Origin of the sequence: Nocardioides marmoribigeumensis, from assembly GCF_031458325.1 — a bacterium.
Lineage (GTDB): Bacteria > Actinomycetota > Actinomycetes > Propionibacteriales > Nocardioidaceae > Marmoricola_A > Marmoricola_A marmoribigeumensis.
Genome location: NZ_JAVDYG010000001.1, coordinates 4,092,133 through 4,117,042 on the forward strand (window position 1 = coordinate 4,092,133; position 24,910 = coordinate 4,117,042).

The following is a 24,910-nucleotide window of genomic DNA, read 5'->3' on the forward strand; positions in this document are numbered from 1 at the left end:
GCTGTGAAGGTCGTCGACGCCAACGTCCTGCTCTACGCGGTCAACTCCGACGCCCCGCAGCACGACGACTCCCGGACGTGGCTGGACGCAGCGTTGAGCGGAGGCGACCGGGTCGGCCTCAGCTGGGTGGTGCTGCTGGCCTTCCTCAGGCTGTCGACGCGGAGCGGCCTCTTCAGCTCGCCCCTGACGCCGACGGAAGCCTTCGACCAGGTCGGCGACTGGACCCAGGCGCCGGGCGGTGAGGTGATCCATCCGTCTCCGACGCACGTCACGACGCTCCAGGGTCTGCTGGCACCGATCGGCCTGGCGGGCAACCTGGTGAACGATGCCCACCTGGCCGCCGTGGCGGTGGAGCACCGGGCCGAGATCGTGTCCTACGACAACGACTTCTCGCGATTCCCCGGCGTGCGCTGGTCGACGCCGGGGGCGCTCCTGGCGTGAGCCTCAGCGCTCGACGACGGCCTTGATCCGCTCGAGGGTCTGGCGCATGCCCTTCTCGTTGGTCCTGCCGCGTGCCCAGCCGAGCAGCGCCCAGTAGACCTTGGTCGGCCCGCTGTCGGACAGACGGAAGGACTCGGTCACCTCGGTGCCGCCCTCGACCGCCTCGAGCGCGTAGTGCCAGTTGTTGATCGGCTTGCCGCCGGCGTACACCGAGAAGCCGAACTCCTTGCCGGGCACGCAGGCGGTCACCTTGCAGGGGGTCCAGTAGACCGGGCCGACGCCGTTGCGCTTGACGTGCCCGCGGAAGCGCGCACCGACAGCCGGGCCGGTCGCGCCGTCGACCCACTCGGCCTCGAACGTCTCCGGGCTGAACTCGCCGATCCTGGTGACGTCGCTGACGAGGTCCCAGACCTGGTCGGCAGGGGCAGCCATGAACACCGTGACGGATCCGCGCATGAGGCCGAACCTATCCAGGGCACCGATAGCGTGGCCGGATGCCTCTCCTGCGGACGCTCGCACGGATCCTGCTGGGCTCGTTCCTGGTGCTCGCCGGGGTGGCTCACCTGACCTTCGGACGCGAGGACTTCCGCGCCCAGGTGCCGAGCTGGTTCCCGCTCGACGTGGACGCCACGATCGTTGCCTCCGGAGTGGTCGAGGTCGTGCTGGGGCTCGCGTTCGTGCTGCTCCCGCGCCACCGCCGCGTGCTCGGCCTCGTCCTGGCGCTGTACTTCGTCGCCGTCCTCCCCGGCAACGTCGCGCAGTACGTCGAACACCGCGACGCCTTCGGCCTCGACACCGACCGCGCCCGCCTCATCCGGCTGTTCTTCCAACCGGTGCTGGTGATCTGGGCGGTCTGGGCGGGGGAGACGCTCGCCGCCCGGCGGTCGACCGACCGCGGTCCCGGGTGACGCGCACCGGACCGCTCACCACCAGCCCTGCCGCTTCGCCCACACCAGCAGGAGGAACGACATCGCGCCCATGAGGAGCACCGCGACTGCGAGCTCGGCTGGTTGGGTCGAGCCGTTGACGATCAGGTTCATCCCCAGGATGGACGAGACCGCGGTGACGGGCAGGGTGACCGCAGCGATCACCGCCAACCTCTCCGCGGCCAGGGTCAGCTCCGTGTTGGTGCGCGCCTGGTAGAACTCGATGGTGCCCTGCAGGTTGTCCTTCTCGACATCGGCCAGCGCACACAGGTGGCCCAGCTGGTCGGCGATGTCCTCGATCCGCTTCTGGGCGGCTCCCTCGCCGAACGCGCCGACCTGCTGCATCCGGGTGAACACCTCACGTGACGTGGCCGCCTGCGTGCGAGCCACGAGGAAGCCGTGGCGCGCGCGGAAGAGCTCGTCCAGGAACTGCTCCGGCTCGCGAAGACGTGCCGACGGGCCTCCTGACACCACCGCCTGGAAGCGGTACTCGAGGTCCCACAGCCCAGCCGTCAGCTCGGCGATGAAGGCACCCAGTCGTTGGGCCACCGTCGAGGTGAGGGCGTAGCACAGCTCGTAGCCGTCCTGGGGGGAGAGGTCGCCGGCTGCGAGCAGGGCGGCGAGGGCGGTGACCTCGACCTGGGCGGCGGCCGGGTCGGCCGCGCTGCTCAGTGGACCGTGCACCGTGACCAGGAACCGCTCACCGACGAACTGGTCCAGCTCGATCGAGTGGACGTGACCTGGCGCGCCGGCGTGGGGGGAGTGCAGCACCAGGAACACGTGGTCGGCGTACACCTCGAACGTCGGCACCCGGTTGCGTTGCGCGCACTGGCTGAGCGCCCGCGGGTGGAAGCCGAACACCTCGCGCAGGAGGTGTTCGGCCTCACCGTCCCACCGCGGGAGGTCCAGCCAGACCACGCCGTCAGGACGCCGGAGCAGCTCCGACACCGCGTCGGTGGGATGCTCTGCGAGCCCGTCCGGCCCGATGAACCGCAGCTGCATGGCTGACTCCTTGCGTAGGGGCCCGCGGGGGGCTCACCTGCTGCAGGATTTTCCCACCTCGTGGCACCAGCGAGCGAGGTGCACGTCTCGGTGTGGCGGCTCACCCGGTGACCGGGGTGAGCGTCCACGTGTAGTGGGTGGTGTTGTCGTGGTCGCCGACGACGTCACGGGTGCCGCCCAGGGTGCCGTCGGCCGGGTCCGGCTCGAAGGGCAGGCCGTCGACCGGCCCGGGCGGTCCCGCGGATCGTCACGGTGAGGCCGTCGCAGGTCAGCGCCGCGGCGTCGGCGGACGGCCCGACGAGTCCCGAGACGACGGCCGACGAAACCAGGACGAGTGCAGCGCCGTTCAGGCGCGTCAGGCGGGTCAGGCGGGTCATGGGGAGATCACCTCCGGTCAGGGCCGCACGGTCGCGGCCGGTGATCTGACTCTGGGTGGTCCCTCTTGCGCTCCACTTGCCCCCGACTTGACCCGGGGAGGGGCTCAGGCGGCGCTAATTGACATAATGTCGATTATCGGCGCAATACTCACGCCTGGGAGCCCCTCTCAGAAGGGGTTGCTGTCGCGCCCCGCTACTGCCGCACGACCTGGCGAGGGACGGGATCGTGCTCGTGGTCCGGGTCGGCGGCGAACATCTTCTCGTAAAGGTCGTAGATGACGCCCGCCTTCTCGTTGTTGTAGAGCATCACGTCGGTGAAGCCGCGCGAGGCGGCGGCGCGCTTGGCCTCGGCGTACTGCTCGCGGTCGTCCTCGTGGGTGCACAGCCAGTCGCGGAAGACGACGTGGCGGCGCGGCTCGACGGCGCTGACCGGCCAGACGTGCACGTTGGCCGGTGGGTCCTCGCCGCGCACGAGACGGTGGCCCTGCCAGTCCGGCTCGCGGACGCGCAGGACGAACCCGGCGTCCTGCAGCGCCGGCAGCCACGAGTCCTCGTCCTCGACGTCGGCGACCGTCACGTCGACGTCGACGACGGGCTTGGCCCACAGGCCGGGCACCGCCGTGGAGCCGACGTGCTCGACCGTCAGCGCCCGGTCGCCGAGGGCGCCCACGACCCGGTCGCGGACGGCCGCGAACCACTCCGACCACGCGCGATCAGGCGGGACGACCTCGACCGACTCCGTGGACCAGCTGTCGTGGTCGACGCGAGCCGCGGCCACCTGCTCCTGCGTCGGCTGCTCGTACGCCGTCCAGAGCGGGTGCCGCCGCGTCACGAGGCGTGGTCGATGCTCTCGGCGAGCTCAGCGAGTCGGTCGATCGAGGCCATCAGCTTGTCCGAGGTGGTGGACCGGGCCCGCTCGAACCGGTGCTCGTCGCTCAGGTTCGTCCAGTCGTAGGTGTGCCGGACCCGCGTGGCCCCGCCCTCCAAAGGCTCGAGCTCCCAGCGCCACTCGTGACCGAGCGGCACTCCTCCGGGCTCCGCGGGACGCCAGGCGATGCGTCGGCCCTCCTCGAAGTCGACGACCTGGTTCTCCCGGACGTTGCCCGAGGTGTTGGTCATGACGAACAGGTCGCCGGAGGACCGGACCCGCTGGCCCGTGGCCGCCTCGGCGAGGTTGTCGTTGCCGTCCCACCGCGGCTGCTGGGCGGGGTCGGCGATCAGCTCGAAGATTGTGGCCGCCGTCGCGTCCACCTCGCGCTCGGCGCTGGTCACCTTGGTCTCGTCGTCAGGTGCGCTCATCACCCCATCGAACCAGACCTGCGGCCTCGACCTGGGCGACGAGGTCGTCGACAGGCCGGACCGTGAACCCCTGCTGGGCGAACGGTTGCGCCGCCATCCACTCCAGGTCGGCGGCACCGATCACTCCTGTCCCGCCCGGGGACAGGACGCGGGCCAGCTCGGCCAGCGGGGACCCCAGGTCGTCGATGAAGTAGACGGTGTTGAGGCTGATCCAGCCGTCGAGCCCGCCGTCGTCGAACGGCAGGCGGTCCATCGCGCCGTGGTGGAGGGTGAGTCGGCCGCTCGCCAGCTCGGTCCTGAAGCCGCGGCGCGCCCGCGCGATCATCGACTCCGAGGGCTCGACCCCGTGCACCCGGGCCGTCGGGCTCGCGTCCAGGAGGAGCCGCAGTCCGATCCCGCCGCCGAAACCGATGTCGGCGACGTTGCCGCCCTCGACTGGACCAAGTGCCTGGACCGCCGCGGCGGTCGGGCCACGGTTGCCCTTGTTCAGCTGCCGCACCACGATGCCGCCGAGGAGGCCGGACGGGTTGCCGAGCTGTGCGGAGAGGGTCCGGAGCCAGGCCGACCTCACGGTGCCACTCATCGTCGCATCAGCCCAGGTAGGTCTTCAGGTGGCGACCGGTGAGCGTCGAGGCGTCGGCGACCAGGTCGGCCGGCGTGCCCTCGAAGACCACGCGACCGCCGTCGTGACCGGCGCCCGGACCGAGGTCGATGATCCAGTCGGCGTGGGCCATCACGGCCTGGTGGTGCTCGATGACGATGACCGTCCTGCCCGCATCGACCAGCCGGTCGAGCAGGGCGAGCAGGTTGGCCACGTCGGCGAGGTGGAGACCGGTGGTCGGCTCGTCGAGGACGAGGACGTCGCCCTTCTCCCCCATCTGCGCGGCCAGCTTGAGTCGCTGGCGCTCGCCGCCCGACAGGGTCGTCAACGGCTGGCCGAGCGAGAGGTAGCCCAGTCCCACGTCGACGAGCCGGTCGAGGATCTTCACCGCCGCGGAGACGTCGGACTGCCCGCCGGCGAAGTGCGCGCGCGCGTCGACGACCGACATCTCGTGCACCTCGGCGATGTCCTTGCCGCCGAGGGTGTGCTCGAGCACCTCGGCCCTGAACCGCCGGCCCTCGCACTCCTCGCACGGCGACTCCACGGTCGCCATCGGGCCGAGCTCGGTGAGGATCACCCCGGCGCCGTTGCAGGTGGGGCACCCGCCCTCGGAGTTGGCGCTGAACAGCGCGGGCTTGACCCCGTTGGCCTTGGCGAACGCCTTGCGGATCGGCTCGAGCAGCCCGGTGTACGTCGCCGGGTTGCTCCGGCGTGAGCCCTTGATCGCGCCCTGGTCGATCACCACCACCTCGTCGCGCGAGGCGAGCGAGCCGTGGATCAGCGAGCTCTTGCCCGACCCCGCGACCCCGGTGACCACGGTCAGCACGCCCAGCGGGACGTCGACGTCGATGTCCTGCAGGTTGTGGGTGGACGCGCCCCTGATCTCCAGGGCGCCGCTGGCCGTGCGGACCTCGGACTTGAGGGCGGCCTTGTCGTCGAGGTGGCGACCGGTGGTCGTCTCGCTGCGACGCAGCTCGTCGACCGTGCCCTCGAAGCAGATGGTGCCGCCGCCCGAGCCGGCCCCGGGTCCGAGGTCGACGGCGTGGTCGGCGATCGCGATGGTCTCGGGCTTGTGCTCGACGACGAGGACGGTGTTGCCCTTGTCGCGCAGCTGGAGCAGCAGGTTGTTCATCCGCTCGATGTCGTGCGGGTGCAGGCCGATCGTGGGCTCGTCGAAGACGTAGGTGACGTCGGTCAGCGACGAGCCGAGGTGGCGGATCATCTTGGTGCGCTGCGCCTCGCCGCCCGACAGCGTGCCGGCCGGACGGTCCAGCGAGAGGTAGCCGAGCCCGATCTCGGAGAACGAGTCGAGCAGGTGCTGCAGCCCCTGGAGCAGCGGCGCCACCGACGACTCGTCGAGCTCGCGCACCCACTCCGCCAGGTCGCTGATCTGCATCGCGCAGAGGTCCGCGATCGACTTCCCGGCGACCTTCGAGCTCCGGGCTTCCTTCGTCAGGCGCGTGCCGTCGCAGTCGGGACACGTCTGGAACGTCACGGCCCGCTCCACGAAGCGGCGCACGTGCGGCTGCATCGCCTCGGGGTCCTTGGAGAGCATCGACTTCTGGATCCGAGGGATCACGCCCTCGAAGGTCAGGTTGACCCCCTCGACCTTGATCTTGGTCGGCTCCGCCCAGAGCATCGTCTCGAGCTGCTTCTTGCTGAACGAGCCGATCGGCTTGTCCATCGGCAGGCCCATGCCGGCGAAGAGTCGGCCGTACCACCCGTCCATCGAGTAGCCCGGCACCGTCAGGGCACCTTCGGACAGCGACTTCTGGTCGTCGTACAGCGCGGTGAGGTCGATGTCGTTGACCCGCCCCATGCCCTCGCAACGGGGGCACATGCCGCCGAGGTAGACCTCCTGGCGCACGACCCTGCGCTCGGTCCGGCCGCCCTTCTCCGTCGTCATCATGCCGCTGGCCTTGCGAGTCGGGACGTTGAAGGAGTACGCCGTCGGCGGGCCGACCCACGGGTCGCCGACGCGACTGAACAGGATCCGCAGCATGGCATTGGCATCGGTCGCAGTGCCGACCGTCGAGCGCGGGTTGGCGCCCATGCGCTCCTGGTCGACGATGATCGCCGTCGTCAGGCCTTCGAGCCGGTCGACGTCGGGACGGGGCAGCGTCGGCATGAAGCCCTGCACGAAGGACGGGTAGGTCTCGTTGATCAGTCGCTGCGACTCAGCGGCGATCGTGGCGAACACCAGCGAGCTCTTGCCCGAGCCGGAGACCCCGGTGAAAACCGTGAGACGCCGCTTCGGCAGGTCGACCGACACGCCCTGGAGGTTGTTCTCCCGGGCTCCGACGACGCGGATCAGGTCATGCGAGTCGGCAGGATGGGTGCGGCTCATGAGGCCATCCTGCCCAACCCGCCGTCAGTCGTCCTGCCCACGGCCGGTCGCCGACTGGAGCCGCTCGATGTGCTCCGAGGCCTCGGCCTTGGTGAGGTCGGCCGAGAGCTCCTCGCCGGCCTGGCGGGCGAGCGTGTCGAGGTAGCTGCGCTGGGCCCCGGTCATCGGCTCGTCCCCGGTGACCCACTCCCCCGGGTCCTTCTCGGTCGTGGTGGGGGCGGGGCCGCCGAGGATGTCGTTCGAATGTGTGTTCGATGCGGTCATGGTGGAGGAGTACCACCCGTGCCGGCGTCGAAACCTCACTCGGCCGTCAGCGTCACGTCCATCCCGAGCCGTTCGGTGCCGCGGCGCCACAGGTGGTCCGCGCCGAGGGCATAGGTGACGTCCACCCGGTCGACCTTGACCTTGCCGGGCCGAGTCGGAGTGACGGTCAGGACGAGGTAGTCACCGCGAGCGCCGTGCTCCTCCGCCCGCCACTGCTCGAGCCGGAAGTCCATGCCGTCGCGCAGCGGCTCGAGGTCCCGGCAGTGGTCGCCGATGTCGCGGATCGCCATCACCGGATCCTCACCCTTGCTCAGGTGGCACACGGAGAACGATGTCGTCGCTGCCGCTGTGTCGATCGCGAAGTGCGCCTCGGCACCGTGGAGCGTGAGCGAGGCGGTGTCACCGTCGCCGGTCTGCGGCAACGTCACGGCCATGGAGGTCGCGGCCCGCGCCACCGGCTGCGAGTGCATGGCCGCACCGCCGTTGTGGTCGTCGAACACTCGTGGGTGCGACCACCACCAGAAGGCGGCCACGAGCGCGGTCGCCGTCGTCAGGGCGAGAGCGGCGCGCCTCGCCCGTGGTGCGCCGTCGCGTGGGGACTGCGCGGACGCGTCGGCCGCCAAGGTCTCGCTCACGGTCGCGCAACGATCCTTCACCGTCCCCAGTTATGCGCGGTTCGGTTGGTGAACCTGGGCCTCGAGGTCAGGATCGCGACCAGCTGACGCCGTACGGACGCGGCCTATCTGCGGCGGTGGAAGCGGATGTCGCCGTTGGGGAGGCGTTGGCTGGTCCAGGTGTGGTCGTGGTGGATGCGGTGGTGGTGGAAGCTGCAGAGCAGGACGCCGTCGTCGATGTCGGAGTCGCCGAGCTTGCCCCAGGGGATCCAGTGGTGGGCCTCTGCCCAGGTGCCGGGGATGGTGCAGCCCTCGGCGCGGCAGGTGCGGTCGCGCAGCAGCATGGCGCGGCGTTGGGCGGCGGAGAACAGCCGTCGGTCGCGGCCGAGGTCGAGGATCTCGGACTTCCCGCCGAGCACGACGGGCAGGATGCGGGCGTTGCAGGCCAGGCGCCGGACCTCACCGGCGGTGACCCGGTCCACGGTGCCGGTCGGGCCAGGGGGCCCGGGGATCGCGGCGGTGGTCAGGATGGTGCCGGCGGCCAGCTCGGTGCAGAGCTCTCGGTAGCCGAGGGTGATCTGCAGCAGGGTCTGGTCCCCGCCGTGTCGGGGCAGGTCCTGGGGGTCCACGCGCTCCAGGAACGCGCGGAGGGCGTGACCGAGCTGCCGCCCGCGCGGGAGTCGTTGGACGGGGTCGGGGTGGGAGGCCAGCGACCCGTCGTCACCCGCCCCGGGATCGACCCCGTCGGCCGGGTCGGCCGGGTCGGTGCCGGCCTCGGGCTCGGCGGACTCGTCGTCCGTGCGCGTCTTGCGGGGGTTGGTGAAGGCCTCGAGGATGACTGCGAAGCGGGTGCCGGTGATCTTGTCCATGGTTGCGTTGAGGCGGATCGAGCCGTCCGCGTGGTGGCGCAGCGTGGCGGTGATCTTGTCCTCGACCGAGGCTTCCTCCTGGGCCAGGCGGCGGGCCTCGACCTCGTCGGCCAGGTCGGGGGCGACCACGGCCAGGATCCGCCCACCCAGCGCGGCGAGCTGACGAGGTCCGTGCTCGGCGGCCAGCTCGACCAGGGCGGTCTCGGCCTCGACCAACACCTCCGGGTCGACCCACCTGGCCAGCGCGTGCAGCGAGCGGGCGATCACCCGGGCCTGGGCCAGGGACACCTCCCCGGTCCGCATCCCCGCCGCCACGACGGTCCACCGCCGGTCGAGGTCGACCGCCAGGGCAGCGTCGACCTTCGCGGTCGCGGGGTCGGTGCGGGTCTGCTGGGCGTACCAGCCGCCGATGTCACGGGCGGCCGCCTCTGCGGCCACGTCGTCGGCATCGGCCATGACCCGCATCCGCAGCTCGACCACCTGCGCCTCGGCCCGCGCCAGCCGGGTCAGGGCCTCCGCCTTGGTCTCGGTGCGCATGAACGAGGGGTTGACCTGCGCCACCGACCCCAGCGCGCCCTCGATCGCCTCCAGCGCCACGAGCACCGGATGCACCGGCACAGCAGACGGGGGCGGAACGGGCAACGACTGAGTCACGAGAGCCCCCTTCGAGTCGACGACGAAGCAGAGGCACGGACGTGCGCATCTGCCGGTCGCCGATCCGGGGCCCCTCACCGGGGCAAGATCACCATTGCGGACCATCACGGCTCGAGCTCAGCACCCCGCGAGGGTCGGCAGGTCACGGGGGACCCTGGGTCGTTCGCCGTTCTCATCGTGTCGAGAGCTCTGCGAGCATCCTACCACCGCCACGCAAATAAGCAAACACCAGTTCGAACAAGGTGGGGACCTGTGAGCCGCGTTCCGGCGCCACCCAACCGGCCAGGGACCCCCGCGCATCTACTGTGCGTGGAGACCGCACTGACGAGCTCGGGGACGGGGGTGGCCGTGGCGCGGACCGGTCCGGACGGCGGCGGCGCGGAGGGGTTCGAGACGTTCTTCCACGCCACGTGGCCGCGCCTGTTCCGCACGACGTACGCCGTGGCCGGTGACGTCGCGAGCGCCGAGGACGCGTTGCAGGCGGCGTACGCCAAGGCCTATGCGTCCTGGCGCCGCGTGCGGTCGGCCGACCACCCCGAGGCCTACGTGCGCCGCATGGCGGTCAACGAGGTGCTCGGCGCGCGGCGTCGGCCGGCCTTCCGGCGCGAGAGGTACGTCGACGCGGAGCCCGACCCCTCGCCCTCCCCCGAGCCGTCCCTCGCCGACCGTGACGCGGTGTGGCGGGCCGTCTCCGCCCTTCCGCCCCGGCAGCGGGCCGTCGTGGTGCTGCGCTACTACGAGGACCTCACCGAGGCGGAGATCGCCGAGGTGCTGGGCTGCAGCCGCGGCACCGTCAAGTCCCAGGCGTCCGACGCCCTCGCGCGGCTGCGCGCCCTCTCGACCAGCGGAGGCCTCTGATGAACCTCACCGACGGGCTCACCGAGCACCTGCACGACCTCACTCCCCCTCCCCCGGACCTCGATCGCGTCGTCCGACGGGGCCGCAACCTGCGACGGGCCCGCCGCACCGCGCAGGTCGCGGCCGGCGTCCTGGTCGTCGTCGTCGTCGGCGCCCTCGGCAGCACTGCGGCGCTGCTGCGGGGCGGCGGCGGGGAGGACCGGGTCAGCGTGCCGCCGATCGCCACCGGCCCGATGGACCTGTCCCACGGCCTGCGGGCGTACGGCGACCTGGGGGGCCAGGTGCGCATGGGCGGCCGGTCGTTCCCGGCGAAGGACATGCAGTGGCTCGACACGGATGCGGCCGCGACCTCGGCGGGACTCGTGTTCTTCCAGGACGGGCGGCCCTTCCTCCTCGGCGGTGACGGCCACCCCAAGGCGTTGTGGGACGGACCGGTCGACGACCCCGAGGGCTGGCACCCGACCGCGAAGAACGACGCCACCTCGCCGGCCGTGGCGTTCGCGGTGCGGGACGGCGACACGGTCACGCTGGTGGTCCGCAACCCGCTGGCCGAGCGCTGGACCACCCTGCCGGTGAGGTGTGACGGCTCGGCCGGCTGCGACGGGCTGGTGGTCGACGGGATCGACTCAGGCGTGGTGTTCGTGCGCACGAGCAGGGGCACGTTCGTGTGGCGCCACACGTCGGAGGAGGCCAAGGGGCTCGAGCCGTTCGCCGGCCCGCGGACGCGCGTGGCCGACGTACGCCACCGGACGGTGCTGTACGACGGGCCGCGGCCGACCGTGACCCTGCCCGGCTGGACCTACGTCGCGGGGGCGATCGACGCCCAGCTGACCTTCGACGGGAAGCACGTCCTCTCCTGGTCCCCGGTGCTGAAGTCGATCGGCAACGACGAGGCGATCACGCTCGACCTGCCGAAGGACGCGCAGTTCTTCACCGTCGACACCGACGGGTCGATCCTCGCCGCGACCACCGGCGACCCCGCGCGGTTCTTCGACTGCGCGCTGCCCGACGGGGTGTGCGAGCCGATCGGTGACCTGCAGATGACCGGCGGCGATCCGCTGTTCATCGGCAACGACATGTGAGCCGGACCCGACGATCGGGCCACGGGACCCGGGCCGGACGGCGGAGGCCGGACCACCCGCCCGTGCCACCCCGTCCGGGCGCCGCCCGCGGACTGCGGCTGGCCCCTGCGTGCCAGGATTAGACCAGTCAGGACTCGTCATGGTTGACCGGGACCTTCGTCGGGGAACATTGGGACCAACGGACGCCTGATTGGGAGGTCGGGCCCGGATTCTGGGAGGCAGAGATGTGTGGATGTGGACGGTGCCCTGAGGCCACCGACGAGCGTTGCTGGACTGCTCACGTGGTGAGCGACCACTCCGAGCAGGGCTGGACCAAGCTGTGCAACGGCGTGATCGTCTTCGACGACGGCTTCTACCTGGCCCCCGACGGCCACAGCGAGCCGATCCTCTCGATGGCGGCCTGACGCACGACAGCAGACCCCGCGCGCGGACCCCTGGTGGGGCCGCGCGCGTCGTCGTTCCGGAGGTCGCTCAGCGGCGGGCGAGGAGGAAGGCCCGGACCGCTGAGGTGAACGCCTCGGGCTTCTCCGAGTGCACCCAGTGGCCGGCGCCCTTGATCGTGACCGACGTGGTCCGTGGGAAGAGCCGCTTCATCACCTCGACGTGCTCGGGCCGCACGTAGTCCGACCGCTCCCCCGCGACCCACAGCACCGGGTGGTCGAAGGTCGCGTCGAGGTCGGGGAACCCGCCGATGATCCCCAGCTCGCGCCGTAGCAGTGCGAGGTTGGCCTGCCAGGTGAAGCCGTCCTTGGTGGTCCGCAGGTTCTGCAGCAGGAAGCCGCGCACGCGCTCGTCTCGGACCCACTGCGCGAGCTGCGCGTCGGCCTCGGCCCGCCGCTCGATCGAGTCCAGGTCGATCCGCGCGAGGCTGTCCAGCAGGTGCTCGAACTCCCCCGCCCCCTCGCTCACGGCCGGCGAGATGTCCGCCACGACCAGTCGGTCGACGAGCTCGGGGCGGCGCAGCGCGAGCACCATCGCGACCTTGCCGCCCATCGAGTGGCCGACCAGGTGGCTCGGGCCGTCGTACGCCGTGGAGAGCCAGTCGGCCACCGAGTCGGCGACCGCTTCGTAGGACGGGTCGTCGGTCCAGGCCGACTTGCCGTGGTTGGGCAGGTCCACGAGCACCGAGCGGAGGTCGGGCGTGAGCGCCTTGGCGATCTGCGTGAAGTTGCGCCCCTGGCCGAACAGGCCGTGCAGCCACACGACGCGGGCACCCGACGTGCCGACCTCCTTCGCGTGGATCGTCGGCGTGGTCACGGGGGTCACCCTAGGACGTGCGCGGCAGCGGGTTCGGCCGGGTGGGAGGGGGTGATCGGTGAGGCCACGGCGGTGGGAGGTGGTCGGGCCAGAGGTCGCGCGCCTCGTCGAGGGTCGCGTAGCCCGGGCTGTTGACGGCGATCCTCGCCAGCACGTCGCGCACGAGCGCCTCGTGGTCGTCGGGGGTCAGCGTGCCGTCCCGAGCGGCCTCGGCGAGAGCGGCCCGGTCGACGTCGTACGACGGGGAGGCGAGCTCGCGCTCGACGATGCGCAGCGCGTGGGCTGCGACCCTGGTCTGGAACGCGTCCCGGCCGGCCAGCGTCGGGAGCAGGTCGTGCTCCAGCCACGCGGCGACCGCGCCCACGAGGTCGGTCGAGGTCGTCATGCCGCCTCCTCCAGCAGGACCAGCAGGTCGAGCTCGCTCTAGGTGACGCGCCGCCCGATCGCCGCGTGCTCGAGCGACGGATGCTCCGGGGTGTGCCGGGCGGCCTGCACCTGGCAGATCACGCCCCACTTGAGCGAGGCGAGCACCTCCCAGAAGTGCAGGCGCTCGGGGTCGACCCCACTCCCGCCGGCCGAGGCGTACGCCGAGAGCAGCTCGTCCCGGGACCCGAGGCCGGCCGCCTCCCCCGGACCGCCGAAGCGCCACGGCCGCGCGCACAGCCAGCCCAGGTCCTCGGCCGGGTCACCGAGGTGGGCAAGCTCCCAGTCGAGGACCGCGACGCGCCCGTCGGGAGCCACGAGCAGGTTGCCCAGCCGGAAGTCACCGTGGACCAGGGCCGGCTCGACCGCCGCCGGCACGTGGCCGCGCAAGCCACCGCAGCGCCAGCTCGAACGCCGGCACCGGGACGCCGAACGACCGGTGCACCCCTTCGAGCAGGTCGAGCTGGTCGGCCGCGCCGAGCACGGGGACGCCCGGATCCCCTTGCACGGCGTGGATCCGGGCGAGAGCCGCTGCCGCCTCGTCGACCAGGGTCGACCGGGCACTCGCGTAGGCCTCGTCGCGCAACAGCCGCCCCGGCAGGGCCTCGCCGTCCAGCCGCTCCATGAGGTAGCCCGCGTCGAGGCCGCCCGTGCCCGCCACCTCGGCCAGCACCCGGGGTGCGGGGACGCCGGCCGCGGTCGCGGCCCGCAGCACGCGTGCCTCCGCCCCGGCGCCGATCGCCATGCCACCGGACTCGGCCCGCGGGCAGCGCAGCACGGCCTCGCCGGCGGGCAGGATCACGTGCCACATCCGGGCGCTCGCCCCACCGCCGGCCGGTGTGGCCGACAGGGCCTCGATCCCCTGTGCACGCAGGGTCTCCGCGACCGCCGCGCTCACCAGTCGCGTCCGGTGGGGCGGCCGTCGACGAGCTGGTCGAGGTACTCCGCCATGCCGACGCCCTCGTGCCCCTCGCAGGTGAACCGGGTCATCGCCTCGGTGATGCGGGTGGTCCGGCCGTCGCGCCGGTTGCGCAGCGGCACCAGCGACATCGACTCCCCCTCGACCACGTAGGTCCGCTCGGCGGTGTCCACCTCGATCCGCTGCCGGCGCGGGTAGTCGCGCTCGTCATACTCGCTGGTGAGGCGCACGTCCTCGATCGGCACGTAGCCGCGGCTCCCCTCCGGGGTCGTCCGCAGCACCATGCCGCCCGCGTGCAGGCCCCCGTCGTGGTCGCCGATGAGCACCGCGCTCATCGCGAGGTCGTCGGAGAAGACCAGCGGGAGGAAGCGGTACCACGACAGGTTCTGCCACAGCCGCGGTCCCCACGAGTGGTCGCGCAGGCCCAGCGCGTCCAGGGAGTACGACGTCCCGTCGACCGTCACGGTGCCGGTGCCGCGGACGTGCTGCTCGTAGTGGCCGCGGGCGAACCCGGCGAGGACGCTGTCCTCCACGCCGTCCACGGGCTCACCACCGAAGGGGGTGACCAGGCCGCGCAGGTCGAGGTCGACCCGTCCCTCCACGAGACGGTTGGTCTCCATCGCCCGGCCGGGGTCGGCGAGCGCGAGCGGGTCGTCGAGCAGGAGCAGCGGGCCGTCGTACGTCATCCGGAGGTGCTCGAAGGGCTCGACCACCTCGAAGGCCGCTCCCCCGGCGGCCAGGGCGTCGTTGGAGTCGCAGGCCGGCCGTCCGAACCCGAACGCCACGCGCCCGTCGGGCAGGTAGACGCAGCACGAGACCTCGCTGTGCCCCTCGTGCGGCCGGTTGCCCACCCGCACCCAGACGCCCAACCTGGCAACGGGATCGAGCACGTTGGCGTACATCGACTCCTGGAAGGTCGGGGCCTCCTCGATCGGGTGGCAGTGCTCGTCGGACGGGCTCAGGCGCAGCTCGGGGGTCACCGGACCAGTCGACCACACGCGTTGTCACTCGACCAGCGCCTCGCCCCGGATCGCCCCCTGCTCGACCGGAGGGGGCGAGGTTCAGAGCAGGTCGAAGGCCTTGACCGCGGTCTCGTAGACGCCGTAGGCCAGCGCGAGTCCGGCGATCCCCCAGGCGATCGGCAGCAGCGCGCCGGAGTGCTCGGTGTGGTCGCGCGTCGCCTTGCCGTGGGTCTCCTTCGACGCGGTGTCGGCGTGGTCGCCGCTCTCGTGGAACTTCTCGGCGACCGGGCGGATCATCAGGTTGGCCACGAAGCCCACGGCCAGCACCGCGACCATGGTGAGCAGCGCGGGGTGGTAGTCGGCAGCGGTCAGCTTGCCGACCTCGCCCTGCGAGTCGAGGATCCCGTTGACGATGAGGGGACCGGCGATCCCGGCGGCCGACCACGCGGTCAGCAGCCGGCCGTGGATCGCGCCGACCTGGAAGGTGCCGAACAGGTCGCGCAGGTAGGCCGGGGCCGTCGAGAAGCCGCCGCCGTAGAAGCTGATGATGATCCCCGCGAACAGCACGAACAGCACGATGCTGCTCGACCCGACGAAGGCGAGCAGGAGGTAGAGCGCGATCCCGGCGCCGAGGTAGAGCGTGTAGTTGTTCTTGCGGCCGAGGTAGTCCGAGGACGTGGACCAGACGAAGCGCCCCGCCATGTTGAACAGCGACAGGACCCCGACGAAGCCGGCTGCGGCCGCGGCGTCGACCGTGCTGTTGCCGTTCGCGCCCCGGAAGAAGTCGCCGACCATCGGAGCGGCCTGCTCGAGGATGCCGATGCCGGCGGTGACGTTGCAGAACAGCGCCACCCACAGCAGCCAGAACGCCGGGGTCCGGAGCGCGTTGGCCGCCGAGACGTTGGCCGTGGTGACGAGGTCCTTCGTCTCGGTGCGGTCGGGCACGAAGCCCTCGGGGGCCCAGCCCTCCGGTGGGACGCGGACCAGCCACGCGCCGAAGAGCATGACGACGAGGTAGACGAGGCCGAGGGTCACGAACATCTTGGCCACGGCCGACCCGCTCGCGATGGCGGACGGGCCGGCGAAGTCGGCGTCGAAGACGCGCAGCAGCTTGCTCTCCAGCGGGCTCGCGATCATCGCGCCGCCCCCGAAGCCCATGATCGCCATGCCGGTGGCGAGGCCGGGCCGGTCGGGGAACCACTTGATCAGCGTCGAGACCGGCGAGATGTAGCCGATGCCGAGACCGATGCCGCCGATGACGCCGTAGCCGAGGTAGAGCAGCCACAGCTGCCCCGTCGCGATGCCGGCGGCGCCGACCAGGAAGCCCACCGACCAGCACGCGGCGGCGGCGGCCATCGCGCGGCGCGGGCCGCCGGTGTCGACCCACGTGCCGAACAGCGCCGCGCTCAGCCCGAGCATCACGATCGCCAGCGAGAACACGAAGCCGACGGCGGTGAGCGAGGAGTCGAAGTGCTTGACCAGGGAGGACTTGTAGACGCTGGTGGCGTAGGCCTGCCCGATGCACAGGTGGACCGCGAGCGCGGCCGGGGGAATGAGCCAGCGGTTGAAGCCGGCGCCGGCGACGGTGCGCTCGCGCTCCAGGACGGCGAGGGACATGGGGGACCTCCCGAGATGTCGTGTGACCCGGGCCACGACTTACCCATCCCGTGACGTCTCAACCAGATCGGTCCTGGAGACCACCGGGGCCTCGCGCCGCGACGTACGCCGCCGGGGTCGTCCCGTGCCACCGCCTGAACGCGTGGATGAAGCTCGACGCCTCGGCGTAGCCCAGCCGCAGGGCGGTGTCCTCGACCCCGAGCCGAGCCCGGGTGAGCAGCTCGGTCGACAACGAGGCGCGCACCTCGTCGAGGAGCTCCTGGTAGGTCGTGCCCTGCTCCGCCAGCCTCCGACGCAGGGTCCGCACGCTCAGGCCCAGGTCGCGCGCCACCCCCTCCATCGGCGCGCCCCGGGCGAGGTGCTGGGTGATGAGCACCCGGGTCTGCTGGGTGACGCCGGTGCGGGCCCGGCGGCGCGACACCACGTCCTCGCACAGCGCCTCGCTCATCGCGCGCGACTGCGGGTTGGCCTGCGGCAGCGGCAGGTCGAGGTGGGCGGGGTCGAGGACGAGCGCGCTCCGCGCCGCGGCGTACGACGGCACGCGGCCGAACACCTCGCGCGCGGCCTCGTCGGTGGTCGGCGACGAGGGGCCCTCGGCGGCGAGGTCGAGGCCGAGCAGCGGGAGCCGGCGCGCGAGCAGCTCCCCCGCCACGCTGTGGATCGCGGCCAGGTCGCGCTCGACCAGGAAGGCCCGCACGTCGGTGGGCAGCCGGTGCTCGTCGACGGCGAGCACGAGGCGACCGTCCTCCAGCGTGGGCTGCGGGATCGCGAAGGTGAAGCTCAGGTCGAGGTAGCGCAGCGCCACGTTGAGCGCGTCGACCAACGTCGGGCTGGACAGCAGCGCGAAGCCGAGGATCCCGAACGTGCTGACGTGGTAGCCGCGCCCGACCGAGACCCCGCTGACCCGAGGGGCCGCCCGCCGCAGGTTGCGCACCACGCGCAGCTCCTGCTCGGCGGTGACCAGCCGCTCGTGGTCGGCGAGCTCCCCGACGCGCAGCCCGGTGCCCGCGAGCAGCGTCGACGAGCCGACCCCCGCCGCGGCCCCGGCCTCGAGCAGGACCGCGATGCCCGCGACGCCGCGCGCGAACGCCCAGTCGTGCGCCGCCGGGCGCTCCAGCACCATGAGCCCCAGTCTGCCGCGGGTTGGCCGGAATTGTGGATCGACTGTCCGCGGAAGACTCCGCACGGAGCCCCCGCGTTCCCTAGGTTTCCTCCCATGACCTCGCACCAGAGCCCCCGAGTGATCGTGATCGGCGCCGGCTTCGGCGGCCTCAGCGTCGCCGCCGAGCTGCTCCGCCGCGGCCACACCGACGTCACCGTGCTGGAGAAGGCCGACGACGTGGGCGGGGTGTGGCGCGAGAACGACTACCCCGGGGCGGCCTGCGACGTCCCCTCCTCGCTCTACTCCTGGTCGTGGGCGCCCAACCCCGACTGGCCCCGCCGCTACTCCGAGCAGGCCGACATCCTCGATTACATCCGTGGTGTCGCCGACCGGGCGGGCCTGCGCGGGCTGGTGCGCACCGGCGTACGCGTGGTGTCGGCGGCGTGGGACGAGGACCGCGCGGTCTGGCTGGTCAGCACCGAGGCCGGCGAGGTGCTCGAGGCCGAGGTACTCGTCCCGGCGCTGGGCCAGCTCTCCGAGCCCGTGGTCCCGGCACTGCCCGGCGCCGAGGAGTTCACCGGGCCGGCCTTCCACTCCGCGCTGTGGGACCACGACGTCGACCTGGCGGGCAAGCGCGTCGCCGTGATCGGCACCGGCGCGAGCGCGATCCAGTTCGTGCCCGCGATCGTGGACCGCGTCGGCTCGATGACCGTCTTCCAGCGCTCGGCGCCGTACGTCGTGCCGAAGCCGGACCGTGCCTACACCTCGCTGCACACCCGCGCCTTCAACCGGCTCCCCCGCACCCAGCAGGCCGGCCGCCGGCTCACCCGTGCCGTGTCGGAGCGGTTCAACGAGTCGCTGATCCAGGGCGGCGACTGGATGACCAAGGTCCAGGAGCAGATCTGGCGGGCGACCCTGCGACGCCAGGTGCCGGACAAGGCGCTGCGCGACAAGCTGCGCCCCGACTACCCCATCGGCTGCAAGCGGCTGCTGTTCTCCAACGAGTGGTACCCCGCCCTCGCCCGCGAGCACGTCGACGTGGTCACCCACGCCGTCACGGGCCTGACCGAGGACGGCGTCCTGGCCGGCGACGGGACCGTGCACCCCGCCGACGTGGTCATCTACGGCACCGGTTTCGCGGCGACGGAGTTCCTGCGCTCGATCGAGGTCACCGGCCGCGACGACGCCGACCTGCACACGGTCTGGAAGGACGGGGCGTTCGCCCACCTCGGCCTGACCGTGAGCGGCTTCCCCAACTTCTTCTGCGTCTACGGGCCCAACACCAACCTGGGCGGCTCGTCGATCATCCAGATGCTCGAGGCACAGGCGGGCTACGTCGGCCAGGCCGTCGACCTGCTCACCTCGGGCCGCGCCGCCGCGCTCGACCTCCGCGAGGAGGTCGGCAAGGCCTACGACGACGAGATGCAGACCCGGCTGGCCGACAGCGTCTGGACCGGCTGCGGGTCGTGGTACGAGGACTCCTCGGGCCGGGTGAGCACCAACTGGCCCGGCCTGGTCGCGGAGTACGAGGAGCGCTGCGCCCACCTCGACCCGGCCGACTTCGACCTCCTCCCCTCCCGGGCGCCGGTCACAGCCTGACGGAGCCCGTCACCACGGTCACGACGTCGCCGCCGACCCAGATCCGGTCGGCGGACTCCGCCTCGACGTGCACGCGGCCGTCGCGGTGGAGCGCGTGTCCCTGCCCCGCGACGTACGACGAGGGGAGGCGTCCGGCGCCGATGAGCCACTGGGCGAGGCCGGCGTTGAGGGAGCCGGTGACCGGGTCCTCCCAGGCGCCGTCGCCGCCGTCGAAGAAGGCGCGGACCTCGACGTCCTTGCCGAGGGCGGGCGCCTCGGCCCAGCGCCCGACGAGCCCCCACTTGAGGCCGCCGGACCGTGACTGGTCGACGCGTGCGGCCAGCACCGCCTGGGCCGAGACCAGCTCGAGGGCCACCCAGCCCGGGCCGTTGTCCACCCAGGCCGCCCCGACCACGTCCTCGCGGCGGATCCCGGAGGCGGCGACGACCCGTTCCAGCGTCACGTCGTCGACCTCGCCCGACCGGACCAGCGGCGGCGCGGCGAACGCGAGCCGCTCGCCGCGGCGTACCTCCACGAGCCCGACGCCGCACTCCTGCACCACGACGTCGTCGCGGGCCGGCACTCCCCCGGCCTCGAACCACGCGTGGGCGGTGCCCAGCGTCGGGTGCCCGGCGAACGGCAGCTCGGTGCTCGTGGTGAAGATGCGGACCGCGTAGTCGGCCGCGGGGTCCGTCGGCGGCAGCAGGAACGTCGTCTCCGACAGGTTGGTCCAGCGGGCGAAGGCCTGCATCGCCTCGTCGTCGAGCCCGTCCGCGTCGTGCACCACCGCGAGGGCGTTGCCGAGACCGGGCACGGCGGAGAAGACGTCGACCTGGCGGAAGGGGCGCATGGGCCGAGTATCCCGCCGGTCCGGTTGGCCGCGATCGAGGAGTAACGTCCCGACCTCGTGACCTCCCCGCTCTCCCGTGCCGTCGACCGGATCGTCCCGCCCCGCCTGGGCCGCGACTTCCGGCTGCTGCTCGGCAGCTCGTGGGTGAGCAACCTCGGTGACGGGATCGCCCTGTCCGCGGCTCCGCTGCTGGTCGCGTCGGTCACGCGCGACCCGCTGCTGGTCTCGCTCGCCGCCCTGCTGCAGCGGCTGCCGTGGCTGGTGGTCGGCCTGTACGCCGGGGTGCTGGCCGACCGCCTCGACCGCCGGGTGATGACCGTGGTCGTCGAGCTCGCCCGGGCCGCGGTGCTCGGGGTCCTGACGCTGAGCATCGTGACCGGCACGGTGCAGGTCTGGCTGGTGCTGGGGGCCTCGTTCCTGCTCGGCGTCACCGAGACCTTCGCCGACACGGCGGCGCCGGCGATGCTGCCGATGCTGGTGGAGCGGCGCGACCTCGGGATCGCCAACGCCCGGCTGATGTTCGGCTTCCTCACGCTCAACCAGCTGGCCGGGCCGCCGATCGGCGCGTTCCTGTTCGCGGCCGGCACGGCCTACCCGTTCGTCGTGCAGGCCGTCGCCGTCGCGCTCGGTGCCCTGCTGGTCGCGCGCCTGCGGCTGCCGGAGCTGCCGGCGCGCCAGCCCAGCCACGTGCGCCGCGACGTGGCTGAGGGGTTCCGCTGGCTGCTCGCCCACCCGCCGGTCCGGACGCTCGCGCTGACGATCCTGGTCTTCAACGTCACCTGGGGATGCTCGTGGGCGGTCCTCGTGCTCTACGCCCAGGAGCGGCTCGGGCTGGGCGACATCGGCTTCGGCCTGCTCACCACGGTCTCGGCCGTCGGCGGGCTGCTGGGCACCGCGTCGTACGGCTTCATCGAGCGGCGCGTCCACCTCGGGGTCGTGATGCGCGTCGGACTCGTCATCGAGACGCTGACCCACCTCGGTCTGGCGCTGACCACCTCGCCGGTGGTGGCGATGGCGATCATGTTCGTCTTCGGTGCGCACGCCTTCATCTGGGGCACGACCTCGCGCACGGTCCGCCAGCGCGCGGTGCCGACCGCGTTCCAGGGCAGGGTGTCCAGCGTCTACATGCTGGGCCTGATGGGCGGCCTGGTGATCGGCCAGGCGCTGGCGGGGCCGATCGCGCGCCTGGGCGGGATCACCGCGCCGTTCTGGTTCGCAGCGGTCGGGTCCGCGCTGATGCTGGTCCTGGTGTGGCGCCGGCTGATGCTCATCGCCCACGCCGAGGCGGACTGACCTCGACAGGCTCGTCCACCGTCAGGAGGATGCCTCCATGGCCCGTCTCGTCGTCGCCCACCTGAGCGACACCCACTTCGGGGTCCCGGGTGCCGCCCGACGCGTGCGCCTGGCGCTCGACCACCTGCACGGCATGTCGCCGGTGCCCGGCCTGCTCGTCGTCTCGGGTGACGTCACCGACCACGGCCTGCCGGAGGAGTACGCCGAGGCGCGGGCCGTGCTCGACACGTGGAGCGGCGTGCTGGCCGTCTGCCCGGGCAACCACGACGTGCGGGCGGCGTACGTCGAGGCCTTCGGCCCGACCGAGACCGTGGTGACCCACTCCGGGCGGCGCTTCGTGCTGCTCGACAGCCTGGTCGACGCGGTCGACGGGGTGCGCACCGACCCGGGCCACCTCGCCGAGGGATCCCTTGCCTGGTTGGAGGAACGGCTCACCGAGGACGACTCCCCCACGTTCGTGGTGCTGCACCACCCGCCGGCCGACCTGGGCCTCGGGCTGATGGACCCGATCAAGCTCGACAACGGGCCGGCGCTCGCCACGGTGGTCGCCCGGCACCCGCACGTCGTCGCGACGCTGGTCGGTCACGCCCACACGATGGGCAGCGCGTCGTTCGCCGGCCGGCCGTTGCTGGTCGGCGGCGGGTGCGTCTCGACGGTCACTCACGACGCCGAGGCGCTGCCGGTGCTCTGGATGGACGCGCCGGTGAGCCTCGCGCTGCACCTCCACGCCGACGACGGCTCGCTGGTCACCCACTGGCGGGCCCTCCCGGCATGAGGCACGACGGTGCCGTGCCCCTCTCGGGTGGCAACGCCTCGGGCGAGGTCGTGCGCGTCGGCGACGAGGTGCACAAGCCGTGGCTGCCCACCTCGGACCGCGTGGTGGCCTTCACCCGGCGGCTCCGCGAGCGCGGTCTCGACGTGCCCGAGCACCGGCGGGGTGACGACGGCTGCCTGGTGCTCGACCACGTCCCGGGCACCCTCGCGCTCGACCTCGCTCCGCTCGACCTCGACACCGTCCGCGCCGTCGGGGCCCTGGTCAGGTCGCTGCACGACACGAGCGAGGGCCTCGAGGTGCCCGACGACTGGGAGGTGCTCCTCCCCGCCGACGACCCCGACCTGCTGTGCCACCACGACGTCGCGACGTGGAACCTCCTGGTCGACGGCTCCCGGCTCGTCCTCGTGGACTGGGACGGGGCCGGGCCGTCCACGCGCCTGTGGGACCTGGCCTACGCCGCGATCTCGTTCGCCCACCTGTTCCCCGGCGCCGACCCGGCCGCCTCCGCCGAGCGGCTCGCCGCGCTCGTCGACGGCTACGACGCGGACGCCGCCCTGCGGACCGCGCTCCCCGATGCGATGGTGCGACGGGCCGGGGCGATGCACGAGCTGCTGCGGTCCTCGCACGGGTTGGGGCGCGAGCCCTGGTCGTCGATGTACGCCGACGGGCACGGCCGGCACTGGCGCGACACGACGGCGTACGTCGCTCGGCACCGTGACGACTGGGTCCGTGCCCTGCGGCCGGCCCCGACGTGCGCCTGCGACCCGTGGAGGACGCCGACCTCGACGTCCTCTTCGCGCACGAGTCCGACCCCGAGGCCGCCGCGATGGCGGGCTTCCCCTCGCGCGACCGGGAGCGGTTCGAGGCGCACTGGGCCAGGCTCCGCAGCGACGAGAGCCTGGTGACCCGCACGGTCGTCGCGGACGGACGGGTGGCCGGCAACATCGGGAGCTGGCCCGACGACGGGCAGCAGATGCTCGGCTACTGGATCGGGCGCGAGTGGTGGGGCCGCGGCGTCGCCACCCGGGCGGTCGCCCTCGTGCTGGAGGAGGTCCGCGTGCGGCCCGTGCGGGCCCACGTCGCGGTGCACAACGTGGCCTCGGTGCGGGTGCTCGAGAAGTGCGGGTTCCGGCGCGAGGAGGAGGGCGAGGAGGAGCTCGTCCTGGTCCTCGACGACTGAGGTCACCCCCGGCGCAGCACCATCCACGTCGCCCCCGACTCGGTCCGCATGGCGCTGACCAGCGTGAGCCGTCGCAGGTCCGGGAAGCCGTCGAACAGCCGTCGGCCCACGGCGACGGGGTCAGCCCGGCCGAGGACACCACGACCTTGTCGACCGAGCTGATGAAGTCGGCGAACGGCTGCTCGCGGAGGTCCGAGGAGCACCGTGCCCGGGCTCGCGACCAGCGAGGCCTCCAGGCGGCGCACCTCAGGAGGCCCGCGACAGGCAGCGGCCGTCGGGCAGCGTGCGTCCCGCGAGCAGGGCGACCGCCGTGCCCGCGTCGTCCCCAGGGCGTACGCCGGCAGGGTCGACCCCGAACCACGTGCCGCCCGAGGCGATGAGCAGCTCAAGCACGGCGGCGAGGGCCTCCGGCGGCGCGACCGGGTCGAGCGCGACGGCCAGCGTGACGTCGAGCGAGTGGATCACCGCGTGCGAGAGGGCGCCACCCGCCCCGCCGCCCGGGGGCTGCCACGCGTGGAGGTCGGGCGATCGCAGCCGGCCCAGCAGGTCGGCGGTGGGCAGGGCCCCGTCGCGCTCCGCCACCGTGTTGGACAGCACCGTGAAGTCGCCGCCGGCCGCGGCCATCTCGGCGCCGTACTGCTCCGGGGTGAGGCGGGCCGGCATGGTGACGTGCGCGACCACGTGCCGGACCTGCCAGAGCTCGCACAGCGACGGCTGCTCCCACAGGTCCGGCGACCCGGACAGCAGGTCGGCGAGGCCGGTGCACGTGGGTGCCACCCAGGACTGGAGGTCGGTCATGCGGGTTCTCCTTGCAGGCGTGCCAGATGGGCGTCGAGCTTGTCCAGCGAGGACAGGAAGCCGGCCTGCGCCTCGGGCGTGCGCATCCACTCGGGGACGTGCCGCTGGTGGATGACGACCTCGGTGGTGCCGTCGCCGAGGTCCTCCAGCGTGCTGGTCGTCTCGACCCCCGACGCCGGGTCGACCCAGACCAGCAGCGAGGGCGCCTGGACCTGGGTGAAGGTGGCGACCATGCGGTGGCTGCCGTGCTCCCCCACCATCAGCGTCTCGAAGCGGCCGCCGGGCCGCAGCTCCACGACGATGCCGTCGAGCGGGGTCGACATGCCGGCCGGCCCCCAGAACTGCGCCAGCTCCGCGGGCTCGGTCAGGCAGCGCCACACCAGCTCACGGGGGGCGCGGAACACCCGCCGGTGCACCAGCTCGCTCACGCTCTCGCTCACCGGTCCTCCTGCAGCCGCTCGAGGTGGGCGTCGAGGCGGTCCATGCGCTCGGCCCAGGTCCGCCGGCTCTCCTCGATCCACGACAGCGCGGTCTCCAGCGCCTCGGGCTCGAGCCGGCACGGGCGCGTCTGCCGGTGGCGTCCCTGGCTGACCAGGCCGCAACGCTCGAGCACGCGGATGTGCTGGGAGACGGCCTGCAGGCTCATCGGGTAGGGCTCGGCGAGCTCCTTGACGGTCGCCTCCCCGGCCCCCAGCCGTCGCACGATGTCGCGCCGGGTGCGGTCGCCCAGCGCGGTGAACACGGAGTCCAGGTGCTCCTCGGTCATCGTCGCCATGCCATTAATCAAGCAGACTCTTGATCAAGCGTCAACTGGAACATCCG

General features: G+C 72.4%; 29 protein-coding genes and 1 pseudogene. 10 read left to right on the plus strand and 20 right to left on the minus strand.

The annotated features are described in order from the left end of the window. The first annotated feature begins 3 nt into the window (after positions 1–3). Entirely contained in the window at positions 4–441 is a 438-nt protein-coding gene (locus J2S63_RS19555) for a type II toxin-antitoxin system VapC family toxin (protein WP_310305891.1), read from the plus strand. 3 nt (positions 442–444) lie between these two features. Here J2S63_RS19555 and J2S63_RS19560 read toward each other — a convergent pair whose 3' ends face one another. Continuing rightward, the gene (locus J2S63_RS19560) at positions 445–897 is read right to left on the minus strand and encodes an SRPBCC family protein (protein WP_310305893.1); all 453 of its coding nucleotides are present in this window, start codon (positions 895–897) and stop codon (positions 445–447) included. Between the two features lie 38 nt (positions 898–935). On the opposite strand from J2S63_RS19560, the gene J2S63_RS19565 reads away from it, so the two are divergent. Further along, positions 936–1,349: a DoxX family protein gene (locus J2S63_RS19565; RefSeq protein ID WP_310305895.1), complete on the plus strand. Its 414-nt coding sequence runs from the start codon at positions 936–938 to the stop codon at positions 1,347–1,349. Between the two features lie 15 nt (positions 1,350–1,364). Here the strand turns inward: J2S63_RS19565 and J2S63_RS19570 are convergent, their stop codons facing one another. The 8 genes from J2S63_RS19570 to J2S63_RS19605 form a co-directional block, all read right to left on the minus strand. After that, entirely contained in the window at positions 1,365–2,369 is a 1,005-nt protein-coding gene (locus tag J2S63_RS19570; RefSeq protein ID WP_310305897.1) for a magnesium transporter CorA family protein, read from the minus strand. 570 nt (positions 2,370–2,939) lie between these two features. Beyond that, the gene (locus J2S63_RS19575; protein ID WP_310305899.1) at positions 2,940–3,578 is read right to left on the minus strand and encodes a GrpB family protein; all 639 of its coding nucleotides are present in this window, start codon (positions 3,576–3,578) and stop codon (positions 2,940–2,942) included. After that, entirely contained in the window at positions 3,575–4,045 is a 471-nt protein-coding gene (locus tag J2S63_RS19580; protein WP_310305901.1) for an SRPBCC family protein, read from the minus strand. Before J2S63_RS19580 ends, J2S63_RS19575 begins: the two co-directional genes overlap by 4 nt. After that, positions 4,032–4,628 (minus strand): methyltransferase domain-containing protein, encoded by a 597-nt coding sequence (locus J2S63_RS19585; protein WP_310305903.1) that lies wholly within the window; start codon positions 4,626–4,628, stop codon positions 4,032–4,034. Before J2S63_RS19585 ends, J2S63_RS19580 begins: the two co-directional genes overlap by 14 nt. Positions 4,629–4,635: 7 nt before the next feature. Continuing rightward, positions 4,636–6,993, minus strand: coding sequence for an ATP-binding cassette domain-containing protein (locus tag J2S63_RS19590; protein WP_310305907.1), 2,358 nt, complete (start codon positions 6,991–6,993; stop codon positions 4,636–4,638). Positions 6,994–7,017: 24 nt separating this feature from the next. Next, complete coding sequence (locus J2S63_RS19595) at positions 7,018–7,257, minus strand: DUF3072 domain-containing protein (protein WP_310305909.1); 240 nt, start codon at positions 7,255–7,257, stop codon at positions 7,018–7,020. Between the two features lie 35 nt (positions 7,258–7,292). Further along, the gene (locus J2S63_RS19600) at positions 7,293–7,892 is read right to left on the minus strand and encodes a hypothetical protein (protein ID WP_310305911.1); all 600 of its coding nucleotides are present in this window, start codon (positions 7,890–7,892) and stop codon (positions 7,293–7,295) included. Between the two features lie 104 nt (positions 7,893–7,996). Further along, positions 7,997–9,352 carry an HNH endonuclease signature motif containing protein gene (locus tag J2S63_RS19605; protein ID WP_310305912.1) on the minus strand — a complete coding sequence of 452 codons (1,356 nt, stop codon included), beginning with the start codon at positions 9,350–9,352 and terminating at the stop codon, positions 7,997–7,999. Between the two features lie 351 nt (positions 9,353–9,703). On the opposite strand from J2S63_RS19605, the gene J2S63_RS19610 reads away from it, so the two are divergent. The 3 genes from J2S63_RS19610 (at position 9,704) to J2S63_RS19620 (ending at position 11,738) form a co-directional block, all read left to right on the plus strand. Next, positions 9,704–10,252, plus strand: a complete 549-nt coding sequence (locus J2S63_RS19610; protein WP_310305914.1) for a SigE family RNA polymerase sigma factor — start codon at positions 9,704–9,706, stop codon at positions 10,250–10,252. Further along, the gene (locus tag J2S63_RS19615; protein ID WP_310305916.1) at positions 10,252–11,334 is read left to right on the plus strand and encodes a hypothetical protein; all 1,083 of its coding nucleotides are present in this window, start codon (positions 10,252–10,254) and stop codon (positions 11,332–11,334) included. The genes J2S63_RS19610 and J2S63_RS19615 overlap by 1 nt, the downstream gene beginning before the upstream one ends. A gap of 224 nt (positions 11,335–11,558) precedes the next feature. Continuing rightward, complete coding sequence (locus J2S63_RS19620; protein WP_310305918.1) at positions 11,559–11,738, plus strand: DUF5999 family protein; 180 nt, start codon at positions 11,559–11,561, stop codon at positions 11,736–11,738. A gap of 67 nt (positions 11,739–11,805) precedes the next feature. Here the strand turns inward: J2S63_RS19620 and J2S63_RS19625 are convergent, their stop codons facing one another. The 7 genes from J2S63_RS19625 to J2S63_RS19655 form a co-directional block, all read right to left on the minus strand. After that, a complete protein-coding gene (locus J2S63_RS19625; RefSeq protein WP_310305920.1) occupies positions 11,806–12,591 on the minus strand; it encodes an alpha/beta fold hydrolase in 786 nt (261 codons plus the stop codon). Positions 12,592–12,601: 10 nt separating this feature from the next. Next, positions 12,602–12,976 (minus strand): DUF6285 domain-containing protein, encoded by a 375-nt coding sequence (locus J2S63_RS19630; protein ID WP_310305922.1) that lies wholly within the window; start codon positions 12,974–12,976, stop codon positions 12,602–12,604. Positions 12,977–13,014: 38 nt separating this feature from the next. After that, complete coding sequence (locus tag J2S63_RS19635) at positions 13,015–13,392, minus strand: phosphotransferase (RefSeq protein ID WP_310305924.1); 378 nt, start codon at positions 13,390–13,392, stop codon at positions 13,015–13,017. Beyond that, positions 13,355–13,912: a phosphotransferase gene (locus J2S63_RS19640; RefSeq protein ID WP_310305926.1), complete on the minus strand. Its 558-nt coding sequence runs from the start codon at positions 13,910–13,912 to the stop codon at positions 13,355–13,357. The genes J2S63_RS19635 and J2S63_RS19640 overlap by 38 nt, the downstream gene beginning before the upstream one ends. Beyond that, on the minus strand, positions 13,909–14,913 hold the full coding sequence (locus tag J2S63_RS19645) for a DUF7064 domain-containing protein (protein WP_310305928.1): 1,005 nt from the start codon (positions 14,911–14,913) through the stop codon (positions 13,909–13,911). Before J2S63_RS19645 ends, J2S63_RS19640 begins: the two co-directional genes overlap by 4 nt. An 81-nt stretch (positions 14,914–14,994) precedes the next feature. Further along, positions 14,995–16,512, minus strand: a complete 1,518-nt coding sequence (locus J2S63_RS19650) for an OFA family MFS transporter (protein WP_310305930.1) — start codon at positions 16,510–16,512, stop codon at positions 14,995–14,997. Between the two features lie 58 nt (positions 16,513–16,570). Then, the gene (locus J2S63_RS19655; RefSeq protein ID WP_310305932.1) at positions 16,571–17,635 is read right to left on the minus strand and encodes an AraC family transcriptional regulator; all 1,065 of its coding nucleotides are present in this window, start codon (positions 17,633–17,635) and stop codon (positions 16,571–16,573) included. Between the two features lie 93 nt (positions 17,636–17,728). Between J2S63_RS19655 and J2S63_RS19660 the strand changes: the two genes are divergently transcribed. Continuing rightward, positions 17,729–19,213: a flavin-containing monooxygenase gene (locus J2S63_RS19660; protein WP_310305934.1), complete on the plus strand. Its 1,485-nt coding sequence runs from the start codon at positions 17,729–17,731 to the stop codon at positions 19,211–19,213. Here the strand turns inward: J2S63_RS19660 and J2S63_RS19665 are convergent. Further along, positions 19,203–20,042 carry a PhzF family protein gene (locus tag J2S63_RS19665; RefSeq protein ID WP_310305936.1) on the minus strand — a complete coding sequence of 280 codons (840 nt, stop codon included), beginning with the start codon at positions 20,040–20,042 and terminating at the stop codon, positions 19,203–19,205. The genes J2S63_RS19660 and J2S63_RS19665 overlap by 11 nt on opposite strands. A gap of 57 nt (positions 20,043–20,099) precedes the next feature. On the opposite strand from J2S63_RS19665, the gene J2S63_RS19670 reads away from it, so the two are divergent. The 4 genes and pseudogenes from J2S63_RS19670 (at position 20,100) to J2S63_RS19685 (ending at position 23,290) form a co-directional block, all read left to right on the plus strand. Beyond that, the gene (locus J2S63_RS19670) at positions 20,100–21,335 is read left to right on the plus strand and encodes an MFS transporter (RefSeq protein WP_310305938.1); all 1,236 of its coding nucleotides are present in this window, start codon (positions 20,100–20,102) and stop codon (positions 21,333–21,335) included. A gap of 37 nt (positions 21,336–21,372) precedes the next feature. Further along, positions 21,373–22,110: a metallophosphoesterase gene (locus tag J2S63_RS19675; RefSeq protein WP_310305940.1), complete on the plus strand. Its 738-nt coding sequence runs from the start codon at positions 21,373–21,375 to the stop codon at positions 22,108–22,110. Further along, positions 22,107–22,643, plus strand: a pseudogene (locus J2S63_RS19680) (phosphotransferase); the annotation flags it as partial. The gene J2S63_RS19675 and the pseudogene J2S63_RS19680, both read left to right, overlap by 4 nt. A gap of 233 nt (positions 22,644–22,876) precedes the next feature. Continuing rightward, complete coding sequence (locus tag J2S63_RS19685) at positions 22,877–23,290, plus strand: GNAT family N-acetyltransferase (protein ID WP_310305943.1); 414 nt, start codon at positions 22,877–22,879, stop codon at positions 23,288–23,290. A 246-nt stretch (positions 23,291–23,536) separates the two neighbouring features. On the opposite strand, the gene J2S63_RS19690 is transcribed toward J2S63_RS19685, so the two are convergent. Genes J2S63_RS19690 through J2S63_RS19700 form a run of 3 tightly spaced genes read right to left on the minus strand, consistent with a single transcriptional unit; the run spans position 23,537 to position 24,863 of the window. Beyond that, entirely contained in the window at positions 23,537–24,088 is a 552-nt protein-coding gene (locus J2S63_RS19690; protein ID WP_310305945.1) for a maleylpyruvate isomerase N-terminal domain-containing protein, read from the minus strand. After that, positions 24,085–24,528: an SRPBCC family protein gene (locus tag J2S63_RS19695; protein WP_310305947.1), complete on the minus strand. Its 444-nt coding sequence runs from the start codon at positions 24,526–24,528 to the stop codon at positions 24,085–24,087. The genes J2S63_RS19690 and J2S63_RS19695 overlap by 4 nt, the downstream gene beginning before the upstream one ends. Then, positions 24,525–24,863, minus strand: coding sequence for an ArsR/SmtB family transcription factor (locus J2S63_RS19700; RefSeq protein ID WP_310305949.1), 339 nt, complete (start codon positions 24,861–24,863; stop codon positions 24,525–24,527). The genes J2S63_RS19695 and J2S63_RS19700 overlap by 4 nt, the downstream gene beginning before the upstream one ends. Positions 24,864–24,910: the final 47 nt, after the last annotated feature.

Excerpts from the sequence above, each read along its gene's own strand:
- J2S63_RS19560 (WP_310305893.1), bottom strand. The coding sequence starts at position 897 with ATGCGCGGATCCGTCACGGTGTTCATGGCTGCCCCTGCCGACCAGGTC.
- J2S63_RS19565 (WP_310305895.1), top strand. The coding sequence starts at position 936 with ATGCCTCTCCTGCGGACGCTCGCACGGATCCTGCTGGGCTCGTTCCTG.
- J2S63_RS19570 (WP_310305897.1), bottom strand. The coding sequence starts at position 2,369 with ATGCAGCTGCGGTTCATCGGGCCGGACGGGCTCGCAGAGCATCCCACC.
- J2S63_RS19580 (WP_310305901.1), bottom strand. The coding sequence starts at position 4,045 with ATGAGCGCACCTGACGACGAGACCAAGGTGACCAGCGCCGAGCGCGAG.
- J2S63_RS19585 (WP_310305903.1), bottom strand. The coding sequence starts at position 4,628 with ATGAGTGGCACCGTGAGGTCGGCCTGGCTCCGGACCCTCTCCGCACAG.
- J2S63_RS19590 (WP_310305907.1), bottom strand. The coding sequence starts at position 6,993 with ATGAGCCGCACCCATCCTGCCGACTCGCATGACCTGATCCGCGTCGTC.
- J2S63_RS19595 (WP_310305909.1), bottom strand. The coding sequence starts at position 7,257 with ATGACCGCATCGAACACACATTCGAACGACATCCTCGGCGGCCCCGCC.
- J2S63_RS19615 (WP_310305916.1), top strand. The coding sequence starts at position 10,252 with ATGAACCTCACCGACGGGCTCACCGAGCACCTGCACGACCTCACTCCC.
- J2S63_RS19620 (WP_310305918.1), top strand. The coding sequence starts at position 11,559 with ATGTGTGGATGTGGACGGTGCCCTGAGGCCACCGACGAGCGTTGCTGG.
- J2S63_RS19630 (WP_310305922.1), bottom strand. The coding sequence starts at position 12,976 with ATGACGACCTCGACCGACCTCGTGGGCGCGGTCGCCGCGTGGCTGGAG.
- J2S63_RS19650 (WP_310305930.1), bottom strand. The coding sequence starts at position 16,512 with ATGTCCCTCGCCGTCCTGGAGCGCGAGCGCACCGTCGCCGGCGCCGGC.
- J2S63_RS19655 (WP_310305932.1), bottom strand. The coding sequence starts at position 17,635 with ATGGTGCTGGAGCGCCCGGCGGCGCACGACTGGGCGTTCGCGCGCGGC.
- J2S63_RS19660 (WP_310305934.1), top strand. The coding sequence starts at position 17,729 with ATGACCTCGCACCAGAGCCCCCGAGTGATCGTGATCGGCGCCGGCTTC.
- J2S63_RS19665 (WP_310305936.1), bottom strand. The coding sequence starts at position 20,042 with ATGCGCCCCTTCCGCCAGGTCGACGTCTTCTCCGCCGTGCCCGGTCTC.
- J2S63_RS19675 (WP_310305940.1), top strand. The coding sequence starts at position 21,373 with ATGGCCCGTCTCGTCGTCGCCCACCTGAGCGACACCCACTTCGGGGTC.
- J2S63_RS19690 (WP_310305945.1), bottom strand. The coding sequence starts at position 24,088 with ATGACCGACCTCCAGTCCTGGGTGGCACCCACGTGCACCGGCCTCGCC.
- J2S63_RS19700 (WP_310305949.1), bottom strand. The coding sequence starts at position 24,863 with ATGGCGACGATGACCGAGGAGCACCTGGACTCCGTGTTCACCGCGCTG.